At 36.8% G+C, this 22,712-nt stretch carries 21 protein-coding genes and 1 pseudogene; 8 read left to right on the forward strand and 14 right to left on the reverse strand.

Annotated features, from left to right (window positions below):
* The first annotated feature begins 25 nt into the window (after positions 1-25).
* Positions 26-934 (forward strand): cidABC operon transcriptional activator CidR, encoded by a 909-nt coding sequence (gene cidR, locus M3182_RS02125; RefSeq protein WP_251433557.1) that lies wholly within the window; start codon positions 26-28, stop codon positions 932-934.
* 208 nt (positions 935-1,142) lie between these two features.
* A complete protein-coding gene (locus tag M3182_RS02130) occupies positions 1,143-1,517 on the forward strand; it encodes a hypothetical protein (RefSeq protein ID WP_251433554.1) in 375 nt (124 codons plus the stop codon).
* A gap of 274 nt (positions 1,518-1,791) precedes the next feature.
* Here the strand turns inward: M3182_RS02130 and M3182_RS26430 are convergent, their stop codons facing one another.
* The 5 genes from M3182_RS26430 to M3182_RS02150 form a co-directional block, all read right to left on the reverse strand.
* Positions 1,792-1,938, reverse strand: coding sequence for a methyltransferase domain-containing protein (locus M3182_RS26430; protein WP_432806643.1), 147 nt, complete (start codon positions 1,936-1,938; stop codon positions 1,792-1,794).
* Between the two features lie 171 nt (positions 1,939-2,109).
* Positions 2,110-3,249 carry a M20 family metallopeptidase gene (locus M3182_RS02135; protein ID WP_251436171.1) on the reverse strand — a complete coding sequence of 380 codons (1,140 nt, stop codon included), beginning with the start codon at positions 3,247-3,249 and terminating at the stop codon, positions 2,110-2,112.
* A 314-nt stretch (positions 3,250-3,563) separates the two neighbouring features.
* Positions 3,564-4,025, reverse strand: coding sequence for a DinB family protein (locus M3182_RS02140; RefSeq protein ID WP_251555968.1), 462 nt, complete (start codon positions 4,023-4,025; stop codon positions 3,564-3,566).
* A 161-nt stretch (positions 4,026-4,186) separates the two neighbouring features.
* Positions 4,187-4,672, reverse strand: a complete 486-nt coding sequence (locus M3182_RS02145) for an acyl-CoA thioesterase (protein ID WP_251436176.1) — start codon at positions 4,670-4,672, stop codon at positions 4,187-4,189.
* Positions 4,673-4,786: 114 nt separating this feature from the next.
* On the reverse strand, positions 4,787-6,286 hold the full coding sequence (locus M3182_RS02150) for a nitrate/nitrite transporter (protein WP_251436179.1): 1,500 nt from the start codon (positions 6,284-6,286) through the stop codon (positions 4,787-4,789).
* Between the two features lie 368 nt (positions 6,287-6,654).
* On the opposite strand from M3182_RS02150, the gene M3182_RS02155 reads away from it, so the two are divergent.
* Complete coding sequence (locus M3182_RS02155; protein ID WP_251436182.1) at positions 6,655-7,050, forward strand: secondary thiamine-phosphate synthase enzyme YjbQ; 396 nt, start codon at positions 6,655-6,657, stop codon at positions 7,048-7,050.
* Positions 7,051-7,100: 50 nt separating this feature from the next.
* Positions 7,101-7,739, forward strand: a complete 639-nt coding sequence (locus M3182_RS02160) for a Type 1 glutamine amidotransferase-like domain-containing protein (RefSeq protein WP_251555971.1) — start codon at positions 7,101-7,103, stop codon at positions 7,737-7,739.
* Positions 7,740-7,947: 208 nt separating this feature from the next.
* Here the strand turns inward: M3182_RS02160 and M3182_RS02165 are convergent, their stop codons facing one another.
* The 3 genes and pseudogenes from M3182_RS02165 to M3182_RS02175 all read right to left on the reverse strand — a co-directional run bounded on the left by M3182_RS02165 (position 7,948) and on the right by M3182_RS02175 (position 11,149).
* Entirely contained in the window at positions 7,948-9,237 is a 1,290-nt protein-coding gene (locus M3182_RS02165; protein WP_251436187.1) for an MFS transporter, read from the reverse strand.
* A 220-nt stretch (positions 9,238-9,457) separates the two neighbouring features.
* Positions 9,458-10,362 (reverse strand): annotated as a pseudogene (locus M3182_RS02170) (NAD(P)-dependent oxidoreductase).
* Position 10,363: 1 nt separating this feature from the next.
* Positions 10,364-11,149: a hydroxypyruvate isomerase family protein gene (locus M3182_RS02175; RefSeq protein WP_251555972.1), complete on the reverse strand. Its 786-nt coding sequence runs from the start codon at positions 11,147-11,149 to the stop codon at positions 10,364-10,366.
* A gap of 375 nt (positions 11,150-11,524) precedes the next feature.
* On the opposite strand from M3182_RS02175, the gene M3182_RS02180 reads away from it, so the two are divergent.
* Positions 11,525-11,983, forward strand: a complete 459-nt coding sequence (locus M3182_RS02180) for an NUDIX hydrolase (RefSeq protein ID WP_251555974.1) — start codon at positions 11,525-11,527, stop codon at positions 11,981-11,983.
* A gap of 65 nt (positions 11,984-12,048) precedes the next feature.
* Here the strand turns inward: M3182_RS02180 and M3182_RS02185 are convergent, their stop codons facing one another.
* The gene (locus M3182_RS02185) at positions 12,049-12,657 is read right to left on the reverse strand and encodes a hypothetical protein (protein WP_251555976.1); all 609 of its coding nucleotides are present in this window, start codon (positions 12,655-12,657) and stop codon (positions 12,049-12,051) included.
* Positions 12,658-12,803: 146 nt separating this feature from the next.
* Between M3182_RS02185 and M3182_RS02190 the strand changes: the two genes are divergently transcribed.
* Positions 12,804-13,649, forward strand: a complete 846-nt coding sequence (locus M3182_RS02190; protein WP_251555981.1) for an alpha/beta fold hydrolase — start codon at positions 12,804-12,806, stop codon at positions 13,647-13,649.
* Between the two features lie 42 nt (positions 13,650-13,691).
* On the opposite strand, the gene M3182_RS02195 is transcribed toward M3182_RS02190, so the two are convergent.
* From M3182_RS02195 to M3182_RS02205, 3 genes are all read right to left on the reverse strand, one after another.
* Positions 13,692-14,573, reverse strand: a complete 882-nt coding sequence (locus tag M3182_RS02195) for a GNAT family N-acetyltransferase (protein ID WP_251555983.1) — start codon at positions 14,571-14,573, stop codon at positions 13,692-13,694.
* Between the two features lie 522 nt (positions 14,574-15,095).
* Positions 15,096-15,545, reverse strand: a complete 450-nt coding sequence (locus M3182_RS02200; protein ID WP_251556022.1) for a redoxin domain-containing protein — start codon at positions 15,543-15,545, stop codon at positions 15,096-15,098.
* A gap of 298 nt (positions 15,546-15,843) precedes the next feature.
* Positions 15,844-16,464 (reverse strand): histidine phosphatase family protein, encoded by a 621-nt coding sequence (locus M3182_RS02205; protein ID WP_251555984.1) that lies wholly within the window; start codon positions 16,462-16,464, stop codon positions 15,844-15,846.
* A 336-nt stretch (positions 16,465-16,800) separates the two neighbouring features.
* Between M3182_RS02205 and M3182_RS02210 the strand changes: the two genes are divergently transcribed.
* Together M3182_RS02210 and M3182_RS02215 are read left to right on the forward strand one after the other, a co-directional pair.
* Positions 16,801-17,121: a LapA family protein gene (locus M3182_RS02210; RefSeq protein WP_251555986.1), complete on the forward strand. Its 321-nt coding sequence runs from the start codon at positions 16,801-16,803 to the stop codon at positions 17,119-17,121.
* A gap of 625 nt (positions 17,122-17,746) precedes the next feature.
* Positions 17,747-18,079, forward strand: coding sequence for a hypothetical protein (locus tag M3182_RS02215; protein ID WP_251555987.1), 333 nt, complete (start codon positions 17,747-17,749; stop codon positions 18,077-18,079).
* Between the two features lie 312 nt (positions 18,080-18,391).
* On the opposite strand, the gene M3182_RS02220 is transcribed toward M3182_RS02215, so the two are convergent.
* Together M3182_RS02220 and M3182_RS02225 are read right to left on the reverse strand one after the other, a co-directional pair.
* Positions 18,392-20,503, reverse strand: a complete 2,112-nt coding sequence (locus M3182_RS02220) for an RNA degradosome polyphosphate kinase (protein WP_251555988.1) — start codon at positions 20,501-20,503, stop codon at positions 18,392-18,394.
* 536 nt (positions 20,504-21,039) lie between these two features.
* A complete protein-coding gene (locus tag M3182_RS02225; protein ID WP_349775412.1) occupies positions 21,040-22,656 on the reverse strand; it encodes a Ppx/GppA phosphatase family protein in 1,617 nt (538 codons plus the stop codon).
* Between the last annotated feature and the right edge of the window lie 56 nt (positions 22,657-22,712).

Raw genomic sequence — 22,712 nt, forward strand, 5'->3', positions numbered from 1 at the left:
AACTTTAGCTAAGCAGGTGGACCAATTGGATATCAAGCATTTGCAATATTTTTTGGAAGTTGCTAAGTATAAGAGCTTCTCACGTGCTGCTGATCAATTGTTTATTACTCAGCCAACAATTAGTAAGATGATCAAAAACCTTGAAGAAGAATTAGGGATTATTCTTTTTAAAAGGTCTCGTAAACAGCTTATTTTGACCGATGCCGGAAAGGTCATTCTAGAACAAGCTAAACAAATAGATCAAGCGTTTCATAATCTAGGAACCCAGATAGATCAGCTTTCCGGCTTACAAAGAGGTCATATTCGAATCGGCCTTCCCCCTATTTTCGATGCAAAAAGGCTCTTGAAAATTATTGGGTTATTTCATGAACAACATCCTGGCATTACGTTTCAACTTGTAGAAAATGGCTCGAAAAAAATTGAAGAAGCGGTTGAAACTAACCTACTCGATCTTGGCGTTGTGGTTTTGCCGACAAACAATGAAACGTTTGATTATTTTCCATTTATTGAAGAAGATTTAAAACTTATCATCCCCACATCCCACCGGTTTGCATATCGAGAACAAGTTGAATTAGAAGAATTAGCAGAAGAATCTTTTATTCTTTTTAATAAAGATTTTGTTCTAAATGATCGTATTCTCCTTTCCTGCAACAATGCTGGGTTTCATCCAACAGTGATTTCTGAAAGTACTCAGCAGGTATTTATTGAACAAATGGTAGCAAATAAATTAGGCATTGCGCTTCTTCCGGAAAGTGTTTGTCGACATTTACCTAAAAATATCCGCTCAATCGAAGTAATAAATCCTAAGATACGTTGGAAATTGGCCGTGATTTGGAGAAAAAATCAGTACTTGTCTTTTGCGGCTAAGGAATGGCTACGATTTACCAAGCATCATTTACATATGGAGGAGGAAGAACTAGGCTCAGTTCTATAAGCTGAACCTTGTTCTTTTTTATGTAAGCAGTTACATAGATTTCATCTATCTTTACGATGAAATTTAACCATTTTACATGATACACGATGGGGCTTACACTTTTTATTAACAGGGGATATTCTATAACAGTTTCAAAATTTAGTCTGTGTTATTTAATAAGGAGAATGATTTTACTAGTGGCAAGCCAAACATTGAAGGGGGAAAAGTCATGATTACTTTGCCAAGTATTGACCGGTTACAAGGAGCAAAAGAAACCATTGACCATTTAAAACAGAACCATCCATTTCTTTACGAAAAGCTCTTACATGTTGTCCATCTTACGAGAGCGCTTCAATTTAAGTACCATTATCTAGGCTGTATTTTACTCAATCAAGACTGTCACGCGGAGGATAAACCGAGAAATGTTTATGATTCCGTTTTAAGTTTGTATCAACATGAGGTACAAATTCTGAAAAACAACCCGAATTTCCAACTCGTTACCCACTTATTTACAGAGTTTGAACCAATTGGATATGCAAAGATTTGTCTCCTCATTCTCAACCGAACACCTACATCACTTGTTGGTCCAACAAGCATCAAATAGATTGTTCCATTTTTTGTTCCCTGGACTTTTTCCAGGTATTTTCCAGGTGACAGGCACCATCCAGTTTTTGGATGGTGCCATTTGAATGTAAGGCTCTTTTTAAGACGGATTCTCCGATACATTACGCCTTTTTAATCAATTACATCCACTATGCTTGCTTGCTGTTGGTGAATGTCTTGAAAAGCGATACCCGATGTCGGTGCCCAGTGGTCGAATAATTGGTCGCACGGTTCTTTATGAAATTCCAAAGGACTGTTCTTTGTTAACCAATTTATCAAACACTAAGATTTCGCCCACACCCCTTTACAACCCGTACCATATCACGAAAAGCTTCTTGTCCATCTAGTACAATTGTTAAAATCAAACTAGCAGCGACAACATTATAGCTGTGTGATTCGAACCTTAAACTCTGCGCATCCATTTATAAAATTTCAATGTTATTTAGGGTAATGTCTTTTAGCTTGATTCAGCATCGATTATGAATAACTTCATATCATAAGAAAAATTTACAATCTCAACAAACAAAAAAGCTGTTGAACGATTAAATTCAGTAGCTTACTCTATCCTCATCCTCTACTTAGGGACAATATCCTTATTTCTTCCCTGACAAACGTTCAATGGTTTTCGCCAATAACAACGTCCGCTCAGGTATGGAACCAATTTCAACATACTCCTTGTCACTATGAGCATTTCCACCAACCGGTCCAAGGCCATCAACAGTAGCGACTCCATTGGCCGCTGTAAAAGAGGCATCGCCGCCCCCTCCAGTACTTGTTGCTGAAACTTTGAGCCCAATTTCTTCTCCAACACCTTTAATGATATGCAGCAAGGATTTTGTTTGGTCATTCTGTTCCATTGGTGGACGACCAATTTCTCCTTCTAATTCGACGTTCGTTCCTGGAACTTCAGTTGTTGCACATATTTCTTTCATTTTCTCTTCTAAGTACTCTGCTTGCTCGATTTCTGAAATCCGGACATCGACGTGGGCAACCGCACTGTCAGAAACCGTGTTAACGGCTGTTCCACCTTCGATGATGCCTACATTGACACTCATTCCTTTGTCATGGTCCGTTAAGTCATGAAGTTGGATAATTTTATAGGCAAGCTCTTCGATCGCGCTTCGCCCCTTTTCCGGCTCAATTCCCGAGTGGGCCGCTTTTCCTTGGACCATTAAGGTGAACCGCCCCCCACCACGCCTCGCCTCCACAAGTGACCCATCTTTTCGGGCAGGTTCCATGACGAGTGCAAATTTTTTCCACTTTGATCTTTCTTCAATCAGCGATCGTGAAGACGGAGATCCGATTTCTTCGTCACTATTTAAGAGAATTTCAACATTTTCAACACTATCTGAACCGCTCCAAATCAATGTTTTAATCGCATATAAAACTTCCACTAAACTCGACTTCATATCAACAACACCAGGGCCATATGCTTTGTCGCCATTTATATGAAAAGGGCGCTCTGCCACCGTTCCTTCCGGAAAAACGGTATCCATATGGGCCAAAAGGATGATTTCAGGACTCTTTGCCTTTTTGTGGCGAATAACTAAGTGATTGCCGTAAACCTCTTCTTCCTTCACATCAATGATAAAGCCTAATTCTTCATACTTTTTTATTAAAATTGACCCAATTCGGTCAATTCCCTTTTTAACATATGACCCGCTGTCTATATTTACTAGCTGCTCGATTAAATCTAGCATCTCAGTTTTCTTTGAATTAATGTATGCTTCCACTATCGGTTCTCCTATATTCAATTATTTGCTTTCTTATAATCTTGTTATTTCATGGTGATGTTCCAATTTCTGCTAGCTTTCCACCAAGCAAGAAAAAGAACTAATAAATAATTACTATTACTTCCATAAAATTATTATCCTCTTTTGCGAACATAATCTTTCCACAAAAATAAGTCTTTAACATTCGTTAAAGACCGAGGTAAGATCCAATGTAAATGTTTCTATACCAACAGGACTCTTTGTGACGACAGTCTTTTTTGTTCTTCTTTATACTATATAAAAATAATCCCCATGTCTATTGCTATCAGGACAAACTAATCTAGCGACCTTTTATAGATTATAAAATCTGTAGAAATAGGTTTGCTCCCTAGTTCACGAAGTTTTAGATTCATTTGTCCTCGATGATAATGGCCATGCAGAGCTACGTGGGTTAGGATTTCCCTCTTGGTGTTCGTATGCTGTTTACCTTCACTATTTTGGTAGCAAACAGGTACATCTAATTCTGCTTCTGACAAACTGTCAAACATCGTTTGGATTATACGGTGATTCTCTCTACTCATTTCATGGCATTCCTCCACAGTAAAGTCACCCCAGATTGCTATTGAAGATAAATCATTTTCTTGCATCCGAGCCATCCAAAGCTTCTCTGTTAAAAGGAGATGAGAAAATAAGCTTAGGAGTTGTTGTTGATCGTTAGCTCTATTCTCCGTTAACGTATCTAATAGCTTTTGATTTGCCCAAAATAAGTGATCGTACATCATTCTTATTGTGTTCATTTTACACCCCTGTTAGCTCTCTTCCGACGTTTCTTTTTTTCAAGCGTTATGATTGAACTTTATTCATTATATTTCAGAAAATTAAGATAGGATAGCAGAAATTTTTTTGACATTTGTTTCTAGACGAAAAAAGCTCCACATGTGTGGAGCTTTTGCCAGGACTACAATTTTTCTTTGCCAATCATAGCACGGTCTTTCCGATTTGCTTTCCTTGCTGGTGCTGTATCGAATAACCTTTTCTCTTCTTCTGAATGTGGGATGACTTTCGGTACAGGAATGGGGCGTCCGTATTCATCTACTGCAACCATAGTCAGGAACGATTCTGTCGTAAGCTTCTCCTCACCAGTGAGGAGATTATTCGAATGTACTTTCACATAAACCTCCATCGAGGTTCTGCCTGTTGAAGTAACGAATGCTTCAAGAACCAAGGCGTCCCCCACTGTGGCAGAGGAAACAAAATCAACAGAATCAATGGATGCCGTCACCACCGCGCTTTTGCTATGCTTCATCGCAGTAAGTGCAGCAATTTCGTCTATATAGGCAAGCACTTTCCCTCCAAATATTGTTTGTAGATGATTGGTATCAGGTGGTAGAACCAATCTCGTCTGGGTTGTTTTCGATCGTTCAACTGGATATGCGCTTTCCATAAAAACCTCCATTTAACAATAGTTCAAAAGATTATATTATCGTATCCGCTCTTGCCAAACAAGAATAGTTTCTCCAAATCCCCAGAAAAATGTTAGGTGCCAGGCACCATCCAGTTATTTACCAGTTTTTTTCATTTCACTAAACATGCCAACGTATTGTTTGACTTCTTCGCCTTCATTTTTGATTGCCGTGATTGACAGCCACTCTAAGTAAATTTCACCATTTTTCTTTTTGTTCCAGATTTCCCCTTGCCAATGTCCTTTATCTTTAATCGATTTCCACATCGTATCATAGAAGTTTTTCCCTTGTTTACCTGATTTCAAAAGACTCGGTGTTTGGCCAATGATTTCTGTTTCATCGTATCCAGTGATTGCAGAAAACGCTGGGTTTACCTTTTCAATCGTTCCTTTAGAATCAGTAATCATAATGCCTTCTATTGTGTTATCTATTACTTTCCCAGCTAATTCTAATTTTTCTTGGTAAAACATCCAAATAACCAGAATAAAACATGCTAATGCAACTTGGGATAGAGCCATAAACCCAATTGCATAGTGCCCTGTAACATTGTATAAAAATGAAAGTAATAAAGGTGGGAAAAATCCACCTAAACCACCCATCGCTGATACAATGCCGTTTACAATTCCCGCCTGCTTTGAAAAATACAATGGGACTAATTTAAATATAACCCCGTTTCCAATGCCAGCAAAAGCAGCAATTGTTAAACAACCGATGGAATAGATTGTAAGGGACACATTAAACGCCAATAACACCCCTGAGAAGGTTAATGCAATAAATACAATCATTAAAATTTTAAAAGAATTAAATCGATCGCCAAGCCATCCACCTAACGGCCGAATAAAGGTGGCTACCGCAATAAAACCAGCGGTACGAACACCCGCATCCACTTCACTCAATCCAAAGTAGTCAACTAAAAAGTTTGGTAAATAAATAGTAAATGCAACAAACGAACCAAATGTAAGAAAATAAAATAAACTTAGAAACCAAAGTTTTTGATTTCTATATACGCTTTGAATTTGTTCTTTTAATGGACTAATCATCTTTTGTTCGTGCTTATCTCCTAAAAAGAAGCTAATAACAGCAAATGCGCACATCAGAATTAGGTAAAATTTAACTGTTGTTTGCCACCCAAATTGAGAAGCCAGAACTGGAGCAGCAAATGTTGTAATGGCTGTACCGATATTCCCTACTCCGTATATACCATTCACAAAACCATGTCGCTCTTTTGGAAAATACTTTGGCAAAGAAGTTACCCCAACTGAGAAAAGGGCTCCACTAATTCCTAAAAATAAGCCACCAATGACTAAATCAACGAATGTATTCGCAATACTGATATAATAGATTGGAAGCAACAATAGAAAGAAATTAATTGAAAAGAGCCTTCTTGCTCCAAAGCGGTTCGTCCAGAAACCAATAGGAATGCGAAGAAGTGACCCTAAAACAACGGGTATGGCGGTAACTAATGCTGTTTGATTTCCTGATAATTCAATATCAGCAGAGATAAATGGCATCAAGGCGGATAAAATGACCCATACCATAAATGCTGCCGTTAAACTCGTCGTTTGCAGCGGCAACTGAATTGCTGTTTTTTTCATAAATTACCACTCCCTTATTAATCACTGTTTATACGGTAGATATACTTTTATTCAATCGTAAAAAAAGAATCTCTGTTATGGATGTGAAGTAGTTCACATCTGTATATTAGTTCATAAAACTGTCACAATTATAGAAATGCCCATAAAAAAATTTTTCTTTATTTATGTTTCTTTCAAAAGATTGTTATTAAAACCGATATTTACATGGATATTCTATAAGTACGATCCCCTGGGATTTTATGTTTACAAGACCGAACATTTTTTTCTATTTCAAAGCACCTTTTTACCTTGTCCTAATTGGCTTTATTCTTATGATGGTTATAATTTAGAAGAAACATGAGATAAATTTAGTAGAAAGGATGAATGAGATGCTAAAAAGGTTTACACTTGAAACCAACAGTCGTGATCAATTGGTTGAAGTAACCAGCCAAATTCAACAGATGATTGACGAACAAAAGGTTACAGAAGGAATTATAGTAGTCTATTGTCCACATACGACGGCAGGTATTACGATTAATGAAAATGCGGACCCGGACGTGAAAAGAGACATGATTCGCCGCTTTGACGAAATATACCCGTGGCATCATCATCTTGATCGCCATATAGAAGGTAATACAGCTGCTCATTTGAAAGCAAGTACTGTTGGGTCCTCTCAACAAATTATTATTACAGAAGGAAAGTTATTGTTAGGTATTTGGCAAGGGATCTATTTTTGTGAATTCGATGGACCGCGCACACGCACTTTTTATGCGAAGATTATCTAAATGGATGAAAACATGCTCTAAATGAGTTTTTATTGACGAACGAGGTCGAGATGAAAAAACACTTATTTTTATTTGGCGGGAGTCCCCCTTTTGGGCCAAAGTTAGGAAAGTTATTTGCCAGTTATGCTCAAGGGCCAAACGGGAAAGTAGCCATTCTTTTCCTAGAAAGAGATGGTTGGCACCACTACATGCCAAGATACACTTCTATATTAGCAAAAAACAAACTAACAAATTTTTTGTTTTTAGCCCTTCCTACTTCTGATTCCAGTATGATTGAAGAGTTACGGTCTTGTACGGGAATCATCATTGGTGGGGGCGAAACGATAAACTATCATAAAGAAATTATTGGGACCATATTAGGCCAGCTAATTAAAGAGATGTACGACCAAGGTATTCCGGTTGCTGGTTTTTCTGCAGGTGCTCTAATCAGTCCCCTCCATTGCATCATTCCTCCTATTGATAATCCTTTTAACAAACACCTATTTTTAGATGGATTAGGATTGCTACAGGAATATGTAATCAGTGTGCATTATTCTAGATGGAATGAAGAAAAAAATTTAAAGACCGCAGTAGACAGACTACCTGTTTCTGGTGGTATAGGAATTGACGATGACGAAGGTCTATACTTTGAAAATGAAACTTTAATAAATAGCGAAGGAAACAATTATGTGGTTGTAGAGAAAAGATGATTATCGAGTTGTCCAAAAATGCAATGTAATAGCAATATACTTTCTTTAAACGAGGCATGTTAAGCTAACCGTTCAACCGAGTTCTAGGTATTTTTTGATAAAGTTAATAAAAAAAGACGAACACTAAAATTAAGTATAGTTCGTCTTTTATCTAATATATTTATTTCATAGTCTTGATGAAGAAGTTTTTTTTACTAACTTTAGGAATTCACTTTTTGTTAGTTCGAGCCCAAAAAACAACTGGAATTAGCAGTAACGAGAGAAAACCTCCAGCAAGGGACAGAGTCGCGTAACTAGAATGAGCGACAACCATTCCTGAAAGGGCCCCACCTGTTGCCCCTGATAGCGCAATTAACACATCTACTGTTCCTTGGGTTTTCGCCCGATTAGCTGGTGTAGTGGCATCCACAATCAGTGCAGTCCCGCTGATTAATCCAAAGTTCCATCCGAGTCCAAGTAAAGCCAGTGCAACGGTGATTAGGATCACCGATTCCCCTGGAGCCCATGCGGCTAATACACCTGATAATAATAAAGTCACACCAGATGCAATCGCCATGGTTGTTCTCCCCAATTTATCAACCAAAACGCCTGTAATTAAAGATGGAAGAAACATTGCCCCAATGTGTGTCCCAATCACGAGCCCAACTGCGTTCATATCATGCCCATAGTGCCCCATGTGCACAGGAGTGATTGTCATTACGGCAATCATAACCAGCTGAGTTAATACCATAATCGTTGCGCCAACGATTACTCCATGTCGATTGAACGGTTGATGGTTAGTTTCTACATTTGCAGTTGTATTTTGAAGGTTTTTCTCTGCTTTTGCCAGCTCCGTTGCTACAATTAAAGGATCTGGCCGAAGGAAGATTAAAATAATAAGGCCCGCGAGTATATAAGCGGCTGCTGCGAGAATAAAAGTTCCTGCTAAAGATGGAACACCAATTGCAGTTGCAACCTTCCCCATCACTCCCACCATATTTGGTCCAGCTACTGCCCCAAAAGTCGTAAAAACCATTGCGATACTAACGGCTGTTGCCCGTTGTTTCGAATTCGCTAAATCCGTTCCTGCATAACGAGCAAGTAGATTTGTCGCGGTCCCCGCACCATAAATAAGCAATGATGCAAACAAGAGAAATACACTTTCAAGGACTGCGGCGAGGACAACACCAACTGCCCCAATGCCTCCTACTAAAAATCCTGATGCAATCCCAATTCGTCTCCCATGCTTTTGAGATAGCCGACCAACTAGAAAGGCTGCCGCTGCGGAGCCTAAGGTAAATAAAGCTGTCGGAATACCCGCAAAACGATCGGTACCAAGCATCTCTTGTGCAAGCAAAGCACCAACAGTGATCCCAGCAGCAAGACCTGCACCACCAAAAATTTGTGATAGAACGACAATGAATAATGATTTTCGATACAGTTTTTCTTTCTTTTGTGGAGAATCAATATAATCCTGTACCCATGATTGCTCTTTTTCCTTGTCCGATTGAAATGACATAAAGGGTCCTCTTTTCCTTTTGTTTGGGAGTTGGTGGATCATTCATTTCCCTTTCCAGTTTTATTGTTTTATTTTAATGAATTTACGCCCTTCTGTATACCCCTTATGCTATTTCACTCAAATCCCAAGAACTGGATGGTGCCAGGCACCATCCAGTAAATTTCCATATCATACAGTTGATAAAAAGCCCACACAGTGTGCGGGCTGATAATTTATGTTTTTATGTAGTAACTTTGGTTGTCCTCTTCACCATTACACCAATACTATTTTCTAAAGGCTGTATGACAGCTGAATATCTAAATCTTTTAGGCCCTTCTCTTCAGCTTCTTGAAAGGCTTGTTGTGCAAGTTGTCCAGTAAATTGTTTTATTCCAGCTTCCTCAAATAGTTGATTTGCAAGCCGAACATCCTTATGAACATATTTGACAGCGCCACCTGGTTCAAAATCTCGATCAAGAACGTATTCCTCCATATGTCGTCTTAAAATCCGACTATCTCCATAGCTAACTTTTAAAAGATTGAAAAGTTTTTCTGAATCTAATCCGTTTACAGCGCCAATGACCATTGCTTCAGATGCTGCAAGTGAATGTACCGCAACAAGATATTGATTAATTAATTTTGCGATGCTACCAGAACCCGTACCCCCTAAAAATTCGATCTTCGCCCCAATTACATTCAGTATTGGCTTAATTTTCACAAACGCTTCTTCTTCCCCACCAACCATAATTGTTAAAGATCCGTTTTCTACCCCTTCTGGTCCACCACTGACTGGTGCATCGAGATAATAAATCCCTTTCGTCTGCGCAAATTCAAAAATTTCCTTACTCGTCTCAGGACCTACTGACGTAAAATCAATACAAATGCTGCCTGATTTGCTGTGTTCAAGAATACCCTTTGGATCCTTGTAAATCTTCAAAACATCTTCAGGCATAGACAAACATGTACAAATAATTTCAACTTTTTCTGCTAGCTCTTTAACACAACCTGAAATAATAGCCCCTTGTGCCTCCAATGCAAGTGCCTTCTCTCTCGTACGGTTATAAACATGAACTTCGTATCCAGCCTCAAGAAACTTTTTCACCATTCTCGAACCCATAACGCCAGTCCCAATAAAACCAATTTTCATTTCATCTTCCTCCAATAGCTATCTTGTTTAACCATTCAAAGCTTGCTTTGCTTCCTTTTAACGGCAGATATTCTAAACCAATGGAACCACTATACTTCTCTTCTAAAAAGCTAAAGATGGTTGCATAATCCATTTCACCGGTACCCGGTTCATGCCGACCTGGATTGTCTGCAATTTGTACATGACCGATCAAATCTCTATTTTCAATAAAATAAGGTAATGGATCCCCATGGATTCTTTGAATATGATAAAAATCAAATTGCATCTTTAAGTTTGGTCGATCTAATAGGGTAATAATTTCTACCGCCTGTTGTAGATTATTTAAATAATAACCTGGTATGTCATATAAATTGATAGGTTCTATTAAGATTGTGATTCCGTGTTTCTCCATTTCTGTAGCAGCATAATGTAGATTCTTTAAAAATGTATCTTTAGCCAACTTTGATTCAAGATTAGTTCCAATTCCCGCCATACAGTGAATGTTCTTCACGTTTAAGGCAACAGCATACTGAATTCCAACTTTTACAGACTTTTTGAATTCATCCATTCTATTTGGGTCAACTGTTATTCCTCGGTCGCCGTTTTGCCAGTCTCCTGGTGGCAAATTGATCAGTGCTAACTGAAGACAATTCAATTCTAACTCTTGCTGGATTTCCTCAACTGAATGTTCATAGGGAAATTGACATTCTACAGTTGTAAAACCAGCATCGCGAGCTTTGGCAAAACGCTCAATAAAAGGAACTTCTGTAAATATAGTTGAAAGATTGACTGCGAATTGATGATTCATTAAAATCCTCCCTATCGAAAAAATTAAAAATTCTTAATAATGATATTATTCGACAAGGCTTACGCTTATCCTTTCTCAAAGCTCCTAAGACATAGAACTTCGTTGCTGGAACCTTGTAATTACAGAGGTATATCACATAGATATCATATGCTATCACTTAACTATCGACCGATATCGACTAGTTTCATTCAGATTCAACATAGTTTGAGCGGATTCTATGTAAGTTTTTTTTATTCAAAATGGTCATCACAGGATTTTAGTTATCAAGATGCTATCCCTCAATGAAAAAATCCTATGAATAATTTTTAATATTGTTATAATTATAACTCTACGAATTTTAAGGGGCTTCATAAAGATGAAAAAGGAGGCAAAAGGATGGATGCTGTATTTAATGTAAACAATGAGGTGTTTAATTACCGTGTAGCAGGTGTGCTAATAAAAAATAATCATGTTTTGCTACATAAACAGGTAACAGACCACCATTGGTCTCTACCCGGAGGGAGGGTACAGGTTTTAGAGGATTCTGCAACCGGGGTGAAACGGGAAATGCAGGAAGAGCTCGGCTATACTGTTGAAGTTGAGAAATTGTTATGGGTGACAGAAAATTTCTTTACCTACCAGCAACGAACCTATCATGAACTAGGATTTTATTATCAACTTTCCAATGACAATTTGGATGTTGCGGCGGCCCCTTTTTATGGTGAGGAAGGAGAACAACTAATCTACCAATGGATTCCTTTAAAGGCTTTAAATACCATTACACTCTATCCAGAATTCCTAAAATCCTCCTTAAAAGAACTTCCAACAAATACACAACACATCATTATTAAATAAAAGGAAATAAATTACCAGGTGCCAGGCACCATCCAGAATTTGGTTAACGCTTGGGACCTGGTTTATTATGGAATGACGCCGATTAAGTAACCTTCGTATAGCTCCTTTCTCTCCCCTTCATAATTCAAGCCAATATGAGCATTAATTTCTACCTTTTCTGCGGGGAATTCCCCTGTCCTTGAGACAAATCCTACAAACTCACGGTCTATATTAGTAGGTTCTGGCTGGTATTCAGCAAGAGTATTATTTACTGAATTAATTTTCGCATTCGATGCATCAATTTCTACGACCGCCTGGATTGTAACCGTTGCTTTATCACTATGAATTTCCCGACATATAAGCTCTTCTTGTTTGTCACCAATTGATTCACCGTATGTAAATAAAATATTTTTATCGTCTTTTTGCCTTATATCTATAAAAACATATTCATCCGTTGTTCTTTTTACAATCTCTGCATTTTCTTTCTTAAAAGGAATCTCAATGTACAAATCATCGATTGCAACTTGATGTGCTCCAAGACTAATAATGTCTTTATATTCTGAAACGACTCCAGATTGAACAGCTGAAGACACTGTTGCTGATTGTTTTGTTTTTACAACCTGAAACTGAAAGGTAAAAAACGAAAATAACCAAACAGCCCCTACAACAGCCAACCAAACATAACCCTTTTTCACGTGTTCTCCTGTACCTCCTTTTATAAAAATTGGATTAAGAATGCCAATATTCTTAACCTATTAAACAGGAAATTTTCGACCAAACATCGAAAATAATTATTGTAATTATAGAAGGACATATAGCCTATTAATTGAGGTGTTGATAATTGAAAGAACATCTTTTGCAAATCGATGGTTTTGAACTTACTTATTATGAAACGGGCTCACAATCAGCCCCAACAATAGTTTGTCTTCATGGACTAGCTGGCAGTGCTCTATACAGTTTTTCAGAATTACTAAATAATTTATCAGATTCTTTTCATCTTATCGCCATCGATCAACCAGGTCATGGGAAATCGACCCCTTTTTCTGAGGAAAAAGACTATCTTTTTTTAAACCTAGTAAAATGGTATGAAAAAGTTTTACCAAACATCATAACTGAACCATTTTATTTATTAGGACATTCATGGGGAGCGGATGTGGTCTTACATTATGCCAAACAATTCCCTACTCAACTTAAAGGAATCATTCTTTTAGATGGCGGTTTTACTTTTCCACAATTTCAAGAGGACATGTCATTTTCGAACGTATATAATGGTTGGAATCAGTACATGGAGGATGCAAAGTATGACGATTGGGAACAAATTGTTACCGAGTTCAAACAATATACACACAATCCAAAATTCAAGCATCAACTATCCTCCATTTTTATAAAAAAAGAGAAGTATGAACTGATAGCTTCCAAGTTTACGGTTTTGTCCATTATTAAAGCTTTCTTTACGGAAGCTTTTTCCGAAACGTACCCATTTATCAAAAATCGGTTGTTGCTAATCCATGCAACCGAACCAGAAGAGCTAGATCACGCGCGAACACTTGGTATCTCACAATTAAGGAAAAACATCGAAAATGTTTCGGTTATCTCATTTCCAAACACCGGACATATGGTTCAGTGGGATTTACCAGAAAAAGTTGCTGACACGATAATAAATTGGGTAAATAAAATGGAGGGCTAATATACGATTTTCGCCCTCACAGTATTTGATTATGTATTCGATTTATGCTTCTGAAGTAACCGAATGTTTGACCCGACTAGGAAAAGTGTGGATCCCATTGGTTCTGACAAATAAAGTCCCGCCATCTTCATATAGATTACGCTTGTAATCAAATTGTAGATCATCAGGAGTAAAATGAAATATAACCTCATGCCTTCCTTCTCCAGCTATTGCAGCCAGTATCTTGTTATAGTTTGGTTTTTTACGACTAACTATATCAAATAAGTGGATTTGATTGTTTGTTTGTTCATATAAGACGATTGCATCCTCTGTCGGATGATAGTAAAGATTATCCCGAAACGTATTTAAACAATGGTACATAAATAAGTGCAAGCTATTAATAGTTGAAAACCGTTGCGATACCGGTGCTCTTTGCTTGGCAAAATGATAAATAAATTCCGAGTCTTTATTTTTCCTGCTATCTAGTTTTTGCAGATTGTTTTTTGGTTGCCCTACAAACGAAACTTCGACAGTATATTGCACCTCCTCAACCTTCTCAAACCCAAACTTTGGATAAAAGTCTAACACCGTCTGATTTGCAAATAAATACATAAAGTCATATTGATCTTTATAGTCGCTCAAAACACGATTCATTAATTCTTTGGATAACCCTTGATGACGAAAATCTGGGTGTGTCATAACGGTCCCTATTTGAATGGCTCGGTGTTTCATGCCATCGATGATAAAGTCGAGTAGATTAACTGATACGTTTGCGATAATTTTGTTTCCGTGTTGAAAAGAATAAGGGATATATCGATTATTCCAATATCCCTGTTCATACCAATTTCTAAAATCTAGCCCAAAGGTCATGTTTGCTAGTTCAAAAAAGCTTTCCCTTAAAATGTTTTCCTCACGAATATGTTTGACTAGCTGTACTTCTCCCATTTAATTCCCCTCTTCCTCCCTCTGATTTATTGTTTTACTCTTCACCTTTACTTTTTTCCTTATCTTCTTCCTACCAATCTTTCATCACGCCTCACCAGAAGTTAACTCTCCTCCTGCCAACAATCCTGCAATCGCCTAAAAACAAACATTTCATCCAACCAAACCAAAACGCTTTGTGTATAAGGCGAGAACCACCTTGATATGGGTCAATTCAAGCAGAACCATCCTCCATGTTATTGCAATAAGGAGTGATGCTTTGAAAAGGGAATTTTCATTTTCTCATATGTTTTAAAACCCATATTAATAAACTCAAATTAAACCAAATTGCCGAACTCATCCATACGATACTATGCCTAGCCATTTTTTTGCTTATTAGTTGTCAGTAACCATCAATTTAATAATTAGATAAACATTAAAAACGGTCCCTAGCCTTTAGTTTTGTTTTATAACTACGAAAATAGAAGGTCCGACTTTATAACTAACATAAAAAAATTCCACAACGAAGTGTGGAATTCCTGTTTTTTATTTTATTTTTTCCAATTCAGCAAACACAGCATCATAATCCGCTTGTTTATCCGCTTTAAATGATGTGTTTAAGTAAGTAATGATCCCATCCTTGTTTACAACAAACACCGAACGAATAGCCGTCCCGCCTTTTTCTTTATAAACATGATAGCTCTTCATTGTTTGTTTATGCCAATCTGATAATAAAGGATAAGGCAAGGTCCCCATACTTGCTTCAAATACACGATGAGAATGGATATGGTCTGCGCTAATTGCTAAAACATCTGCATTCAATTGTTCAAATTTCTTATAATCCTCTTTCCAAGAGGCAATTTCTTTTATTCAACCTGGGGTAAAATCCATTCCGTAAAAAGCCACAACTATATTTTTCGTTCCGCGGTAATCAGTTAAGGAAATTTTGTCCTTCTTCGTTGCTTCAAGCGTAAAGTCAGGTGCCTGATCACCCACAATTAAAGTACTTCCCAATAAACTTCCCTCCTACATTAACAACCAACAATCTCAACTATTTATATAGTCTTCCCCACTTACGACCATATTAGACAAAAATGGAAATTAACTGGATGGTGCCTGGCACCATCCAGTTAATTTCCAAACAGATTTTATCATTAAGATTTAGCCTATATACTCCATCCACTGTTATCTGTTCTGAGCCTTTCAATATATTGTATCCTTAAGGCTTAACTGTAAGAAATCACGAAAGATAGAAAGTCCATATTCCTTTTCCTCTAATAAAATAATTTGAGCTCTAAACACTTGGAACGTAGATCTTTTCGTATTGGTAATCCCCGTTTACTTCATTAATCTTAAGAACGGATGCATTTTCAATCGGCTTGAATCCCGCCAATTCATCTACTGGCAAATTCATCAGAAAGGCCAATAACATTTGCATAAAGGCAGCATGGCTAACGATAATCACATTTTCATAACGTCCTTGCCGTTTGATTCGCTCGACTACTGAACTCATAAACATAGTAGCCCTTAGATAAACGTCGGCTAGCGATTCACCGTTTTGATAACGGAAATAAAATTGACCAGCGGCTTTAAATTCTTTCTTTGCTTCAGGTGTACGATTTGTAAAATCATAGAGGTTCCCTAATTCCCATTCACGGATAAGTGGATTTTGATAAAAAGGCACTCCTTCAGGCAAACGCGAATGGATCGCTTCGGCCGTTTGCATCGTTCGTAAGTAAGGAGAAGCATAAAGAAGAGTATTTTCATTAACCTGGTCTCTCATAAATTCTCCTGTTAGTTGAACTTGCTTCTGTCCTTTTTCTGTCAAGCTATGTTGAGAATCATGTGTATGAGCCATTACGGTTCGGTCCACATTATGCTCCGATTCTCCATGACGAATTACATAAATATTCAACAGTTCCTTCACTCCTTAATCATATATCAAAATTAGTATGTTATTTTTCTGAACCTTCGCTCTAATTAATACTTTAACAACTATCTTTATGTCGGTAAAGTAAATTATATTAATATTCTGAAATTACTATCCGAAATGAATTGTGGCATGATAAAAAATAAAGGCATTTACTACGGCAGTAATTTATTACCTAATGAAATCAGATAAATTATAAGCTGAGTGCTCAAGAAAGATTATATTCTTTTTGAGAGTTAAACCACCCTGTTTTTTTCGAAAGAAATGTAAATTACATTCAAATTTTTATTATGTTGAAAACACGAACGGAGGAAGTTGTTGGTGAGAATCCAGTGGAATCTTATATTCGCCTTAATCTTTGCTTTAATTATTGCGATTTTTGCGGTAGTAAATGTGAGCCCTGTACGAGTTGATTATATGTTTGGAACAAGCGAAATACCTCTTATATTAATTATATTGGGATCTGCCCTCTTAGGTGGGTTGATTGTAGGTTCGATGGGATTATTTCGTAACTTTTTGTTGCAAAGGAAATTAACGCAATTAATTAATGAAAAAGAGCGACTTGAACACCAGCTAGGGGAATTACAAACAGGGTTAACCGAAAATCTGTCAAAAGAGGAAGCAGAAAAACAACTAAACTAACATAATTTCTTCCTGTAAGAAGCAGTCATAACCTAACACGTTTATGTAAAACTTAAGTGTGTATTCACACCTATGAGAGGAGGATAAGGTTTGCCAAAATTTCCTGTCCCTTTTACTAACAACACGAACTCAGTAAGTCCTAGCTTGGTATTACCCCTTAATTCTGCTGACATTACGGATATGAAATTAAACGAGGACCGATATGAAGTGTATGTGAATAGTAAATGCTTGGGTGAAAAGAGTCTAAAAACACAAGGCGAAAATTTGTCGGACATCGACGAATTCCTAGTTTTGCAAGGAATAAACAATTTTTCTTCCTCACTCTAAGGAGATCACTATAACATAACAACAGATGGCAATGAAAATTCAATCGTTCAAGCATTATCGATTTACTTTCAAAACAGATGACGCTACAGACAAGGTCCTCCAAATGGAGGACCTTTTTAAATTGTAGATTTGACTCCGTTTCATGAATCTACCACAAACTGTCTTTCTCCCAATAACAGCTCTTTTTACCTTTCGTCTATTTGTATGAGAAGAAAAGATTCAGTTCTATAGGGTTTACATGCAGGAATAAAATAAACTATTCCCATACTGAAACTGTTCTTGAGGATAGGGTGATAAAATGAAATGTCAAATATATCGCTGTAATTGTCGAGGAATCTGGACAATCCAAAACCGTTACAGGAAAATTACAGTAGAAACACTTCTCCTTAATGGAAAATGGTCGATAGAGCTCAAACCCCATCGCCAACATAACCCTAAAGGCTTTGTTGTCCCGTCAAATCCTCTAGATATAATTGTAAATCCAAACCAAGCAACTCTGGAAAAATTTAACAAAGGGATGCAATTAATTTATGATAAAGACGCAATCACTTTTAATATTGAAAATGGCCATTATTTATTCTTTGCGAAGGATGGTGCCTGTTATCTACTAAATAAACAAGTTCAACGCTAAAATCCAGTTATCAAGGTTTTTTTCTCAAATCTCATAAATCATTTCTTTTCCGCATACTTAAAAGTAGCGAATTTATATGTATTGTTTATCAAAGTGGTTAAATTATGCCAATCTATCTCGGAAGGATTATTTAAACACCATTATGCCATTGCGTCTATAAAAGTAATTCGCATAAAAAAGGACACCATCAAAGTTTAATGGTATCCGTTTGAACATTTTTTTGTATTTGCAAGCCTATCTTACAGGATTCAGGAACAATAAAGAAATTGGCGTATGCCATACCACAAAAAACCAGGTTGTGCCTTTGACTTTTTATTCTTCATCATTTTTGACTTGATAAGCTTCATTAAATAGAACCATCTGACTTTCAATTAATGGCTCTTCCTCTTTTCTTATAACATAATGATATTGGCCGTATTCATCTTGTTCGCGTGCTTTCATATTATCAGCTAAGGTTACAGCTAATGTATGTTTTAAACGTTTTTTTATTTTCCCTTCAAAAATCGGGAATAAGATTTCAACTCGCTTTTCCATATTTCTGGTCATCATATCGGCAGATGATAAAAAGATCTTTTCTTCACCATTATGATGGAAATAATATATTCTACTATGTTCAAGGAATCTACCGACAATGCTACGGACTTTAATATTTTCACTTACTCCGCTTATTCCCGGACGGAGACAACATGTTCCCCTAACAATTAAGTCAATTTTCACTCCTGCATTAGAGGCTTCATACAGTTTCATAATTAGTGTTTTATCAGTGAACGAATTCATTTTAGCGATAATCCGACCATTTCCGTATCTTTTATGATACTGAATTTCTTCATCAATCATTATAATAAAATCATTTCGAATATCAAACGGTGCAACTGACAAATGGTGAAACTGCGGCTTTTCAGTATAACCACTTAGATAATTGAAAAAGTTCGTTGCGTCAATGCCAAATTTTCGTTTCGATGTAAGAATGCCCATGTCTGTATAAGTCTTGGCTGTTTGATCGTTATAATTGCCTGTTCCTAGATGAACAAATCGTTCAATGCGATTGTTTCGTCTACGAACGACAAGAGTGATTTTACTATGCGTTTTGAGATGGGTCATTCCATAAATGACATGGCAGCCTGCCTTTTCAAGTTCTTTCGCCCATTGGACATTATTTTCTTCATCAAACCGAGCTTTTAACTCGACTAATACAGTTACTTGTTTTCCGTTCTCGGCAGCTATTTTTAATGCTTCTATAATAGGCGAATCACCACTCACACGATAGAGCGTTTGTTTAATAGCTAGTACTTCAGGGTCGTTAGCTGCCTGTGAAACGAACTCGATTATCGGTTCAAAAGATTCATAAGGGTGATGTAAAAAAATGTCTCGTTCAGCAACTTTATTAAAGATATTATCTTGTCCAATTAAATCTTGTGGTGGCTGTGACATCAATGTTTGATACACTAAGTGGTCTCGGATTTTTGCCATTTCTTTATAAAACCGGAACAAAATCGATAAATCAAGTGGCCCATCAATTTCGTAAACATCTTTTTCATGAATTTCAAGTTCTTCGACTAAATAGTCTAAAATTCGTTGATCAAATTGGTTTTTTTGGATTTCTAACCGGACCGCTGCTCCCCATTTACGCTTTTTTAATTCTTCTTCAATTTCTTTTAAGAGATCGCGTGCTCCTTCTTCATGTATCGTCAGGTCCGCGTTGCGGGTGATACGGAATAATGAGACAGAAACCACTTTGAAACCTTTAAACAATTTATCAATAAAATAGGTTATTAAATCCTCTAACAGTATTAATTGGATTTGTTCATTTTCTGAATTAATCCGAACAAATCGTTTGAGGACCGAAGGAACTTGTACAATCGCTTTTTTTAGTTCTAACTCCCCTGTTTCCATTCTATCCTCAATAAGTATCGCTAAATTCAGGCTTTTGTTTAAAAGCATTGGGAAAGGATGATAAGCGTCAACTGCCAGTGGAGTGAGAACAGGAAAAATCTGTTCATCAAAGTACTCTTCCATTTCATTGATTTGCTTGCTCGTTAATTGCTCCATTTTCAAAAACTTGACGTTTTCATCCGCTAACTCGTGGCATTTTAATTGATTGAACGTTTCATATTGTAGGTTAACCAACCAATGTGAGCGACTTGCAATTTCGTTTAATTGCTCTTTCGGTGTCATGCCAGCCTTATTTTCTGGTTTATTAAAAGCCGCCTTCACTTGATCTTTTAATCCAGCTACCCTTACCATAAAGAATTCATCCAAGTTGGAGCTAAAAATCGCTAAAAATTTCAACCGCTCTAGTAAAGGGTTTCGAGTATCTAGGGCTTCTTCTAATACCCGTTCGTTAAACGCTAACCAGCTTAATTCGCGGTTATTGTAATATTGGGGAAGACTTAGGTCCACAGGTTTTTTTGTTGTTATAATCATCAATGCCACCCTTTATTCGACAAATTTCACAGTATTATTTTAACATTATAAAAACTTTAAATATGTAAAGTTATCGTAAAATATTTGTTAACTTTGTATTGAGTGACAATTGAGTGGGTGTAATTAAGAAAAAAAGCGAAATGCAACCGAAAAAGCACTTATTTAGTGTGAAAAAAAATAGTAATATCCGTACGTACAGCTTCATCTATTTCCCATACGTTTTAGCTCTAAACGTTAACAACACCTACTAAAACGTTATTGTAATACATTCTGAACGCAATACTTCATCAAATAATAACCTTTTGGTTTCAAAACAAATACATTTATTAAAGAAGTATTTTCAAAAACTTTCCCATTATACGTTTATCTTTACTTTTCCCTCCTTCTAACTATTGGACTATATTTTAAACTCGGTAAACATTACGTTTAATCTTTTTGTCACGACTTTTTTCTTTACGGGCAAAAAATACAATAGGGGAAGTGGGAACAAATCACGCCTATAAACCGTCTACATTAAGTAGACGGTTCTGATAAGGCTATTGTGTATCTCCGAAAAACTTTACGGTGATGCTTTTCCCCAATTGCTTCTCTAGGTGTTTTTTTTGCTTATCGACTTGATACATTTCTGGCTGCCAATCTTTAGAGCAATGAATAAAAAAGGTCAATTCTTCCCCATTGTTTTGAATAGCAATGTTTTGAATGATTTTTCTTTTAGTTGCATCAAGACAATGAGCAAACTTGATCATTGCTCCCATTAATCTAAGTTTGGCGCCTTCTTCTTTGGTGAACCAGTGGGCGAATGGACGCATATAACGCTTGAAAGCTGATTTATTTTTATATGAAGCAAGGAGAGCAGTAACAATTCGTTCGCGGTGGTCCATTCCGTTTATCGTACGATTTGCTAATATGTAAAAGGTATGTTGACTACTCGATTCTCGATCAATATAGGAACCTAAATTATAAACAAAACTGCTTCGCTTTAAACGTTCTTCATCCTTCTCGTTGATTGAAAGCAACCCTTCATGCATTAACAATTGAGCAATACAGACAGCAAGCTTCTGCCTTTCCAACGCATCCTCTCTAACAATCTGATAATCAATTGCTAATTCATTGAGACTCTCATTTAAAACATTAGGAACCGGTTTCGATTTCGAACTCTCTTCGAAATAAATACCTTCCCTAAGTCCTTTTTGACTGAGGCTAAAAGTATCGGTATTAATCATAACTAATAAGGTAGAAAACACTTCTACAGCTGGGATGATAATATCTGCTCGGTCTTTAGATAATCCCTCTAATCGCTGTATTTCTGTGAAAGTCATTTTTTGTAATGTCTGATTAAGGTGATGTATCTCTTGTGTTTTCATTTTATATTGGTGTACCCCAGCAACAGGATAATCAATAAATTCTTGATGGATTTGAACCATGTTCCGTGCACTTCCCCCAATGCCTATTAACGGAACTAGTTTTTGTTGAATCCAATTAAGAGTAGAAAATTGTTCTTGTAAGTACGATTTTAATACGATCATTTCGTCAGGCGTAGGTGTGTCCCCTTTGATAAACTGTTTTTTTAGTGAAAGGGCGCCAAACGGAAAGCTATGAAAATGAACGAGTTTACGGTCTTTAAAATACGTTATTTCAGTGCTTGCTCCACCTATATCAACTGTTACACCTTCTTCATACGGAGTTGTATGAACAACGGCTAAAAAACCGTAATTGGCCTCTTCGTATTCAGATAAGATGACCATTGAATAATCCGTTTCACTTTTTACCCTTGCAAGTATGACCTCCTTGTTGTTTGCTTGTCTAATCGTTGCCGTTGCAACGCATTTTACATTGGTTAATGAATAAGATCGTGTCACCTCCTGAAAGCTTTGAAGGATTTTAATTAGTTTCAATATTCCATCTTCTGTTAATAAACCACGCTCAGATAAATAGTTTCTTAACCGTGCCACGACTTTCACATTTTCGATTTCTTTTAAATTACCCCTCCGGTTTGTTTTATAGATAACCAACCGAATCGTATTAGAACCAATATCAATAATACCTGTCAAATCTCCATTCAATGCTTCATCACGCCCTTGATCATTAATCTTTTTGATAGAAGTATGTATATGCCTTTTTGGCAATACCAGAGCAGCTACTTTCTTACACAAATAGTTTGTTTCCTAAAACATGATATTTCATTTTATCATAGAAAGATTAAGAAAAA

Source organism: Mesobacillus maritimus, assembly GCF_023715205.1.
Taxonomy (GTDB): Bacteria; Bacillota; Bacilli; order Bacillales; family Cytobacillaceae; genus Mesobacillus_B; species Mesobacillus_B maritimus_C.

Coding starts and splice junctions, on each gene's coding strand:
- M3182_RS02130 (WP_251433554.1), top strand. CDS start 1,143: ATGATTACTTTGCCAAGTATTGACCGGTTACAAGGAGCAAAAGAAACC.
- M3182_RS26430 (WP_432806643.1), bottom strand. CDS start 1,938: ATGGATGCGCAGAGTTTAAGGTTCGAATCACACAGCTATAATGTTGTC.
- M3182_RS02140 (WP_251555968.1), bottom strand. CDS start 4,025: ATGAACACAATAAGAATGATGTACGATCACTTATTTTGGGCAAATCAA.
- M3182_RS02145 (WP_251436176.1), bottom strand. CDS start 4,672: ATGGAAAGCGCATATCCAGTTGAACGATCGAAAACAACCCAGACGAGA.
- M3182_RS02150 (WP_251436179.1), bottom strand. CDS start 6,286: ATGAAAAAAACAGCAATTCAGTTGCCGCTGCAAACGACGAGTTTAACG.
- M3182_RS02155 (WP_251436182.1), top strand. CDS start 6,655: ATGCTAAAAAGGTTTACACTTGAAACCAACAGTCGTGATCAATTGGTT.
- M3182_RS02160 (WP_251555971.1), top strand. CDS start 7,101: ATGAAAAAACACTTATTTTTATTTGGCGGGAGTCCCCCTTTTGGGCCA.
- M3182_RS02165 (WP_251436187.1), bottom strand. CDS start 9,237: ATGTCATTTCAATCGGACAAGGAAAAAGAGCAATCATGGGTACAGGAT.
- M3182_RS02175 (WP_251555972.1), bottom strand. CDS start 11,149: ATGAATCATCAATTCGCAGTCAATCTTTCAACTATATTTACAGAAGTT.
- M3182_RS02180 (WP_251555974.1), top strand. CDS start 11,525: ATGGATGCTGTATTTAATGTAAACAATGAGGTGTTTAATTACCGTGTA.
- M3182_RS02195 (WP_251555983.1), bottom strand. CDS start 14,573: ATGGGAGAAGTACAGCTAGTCAAACATATTCGTGAGGAAAACATTTTA.
- M3182_RS02215 (WP_251555987.1), top strand. CDS start 17,747: ATGAAATGTCAAATATATCGCTGTAATTGTCGAGGAATCTGGACAATC.
- M3182_RS02220 (WP_251555988.1), bottom strand. CDS start 20,503: ATGATTATAACAACAAAAAAACCTGTGGACCTAAGTCTTCCCCAATAT.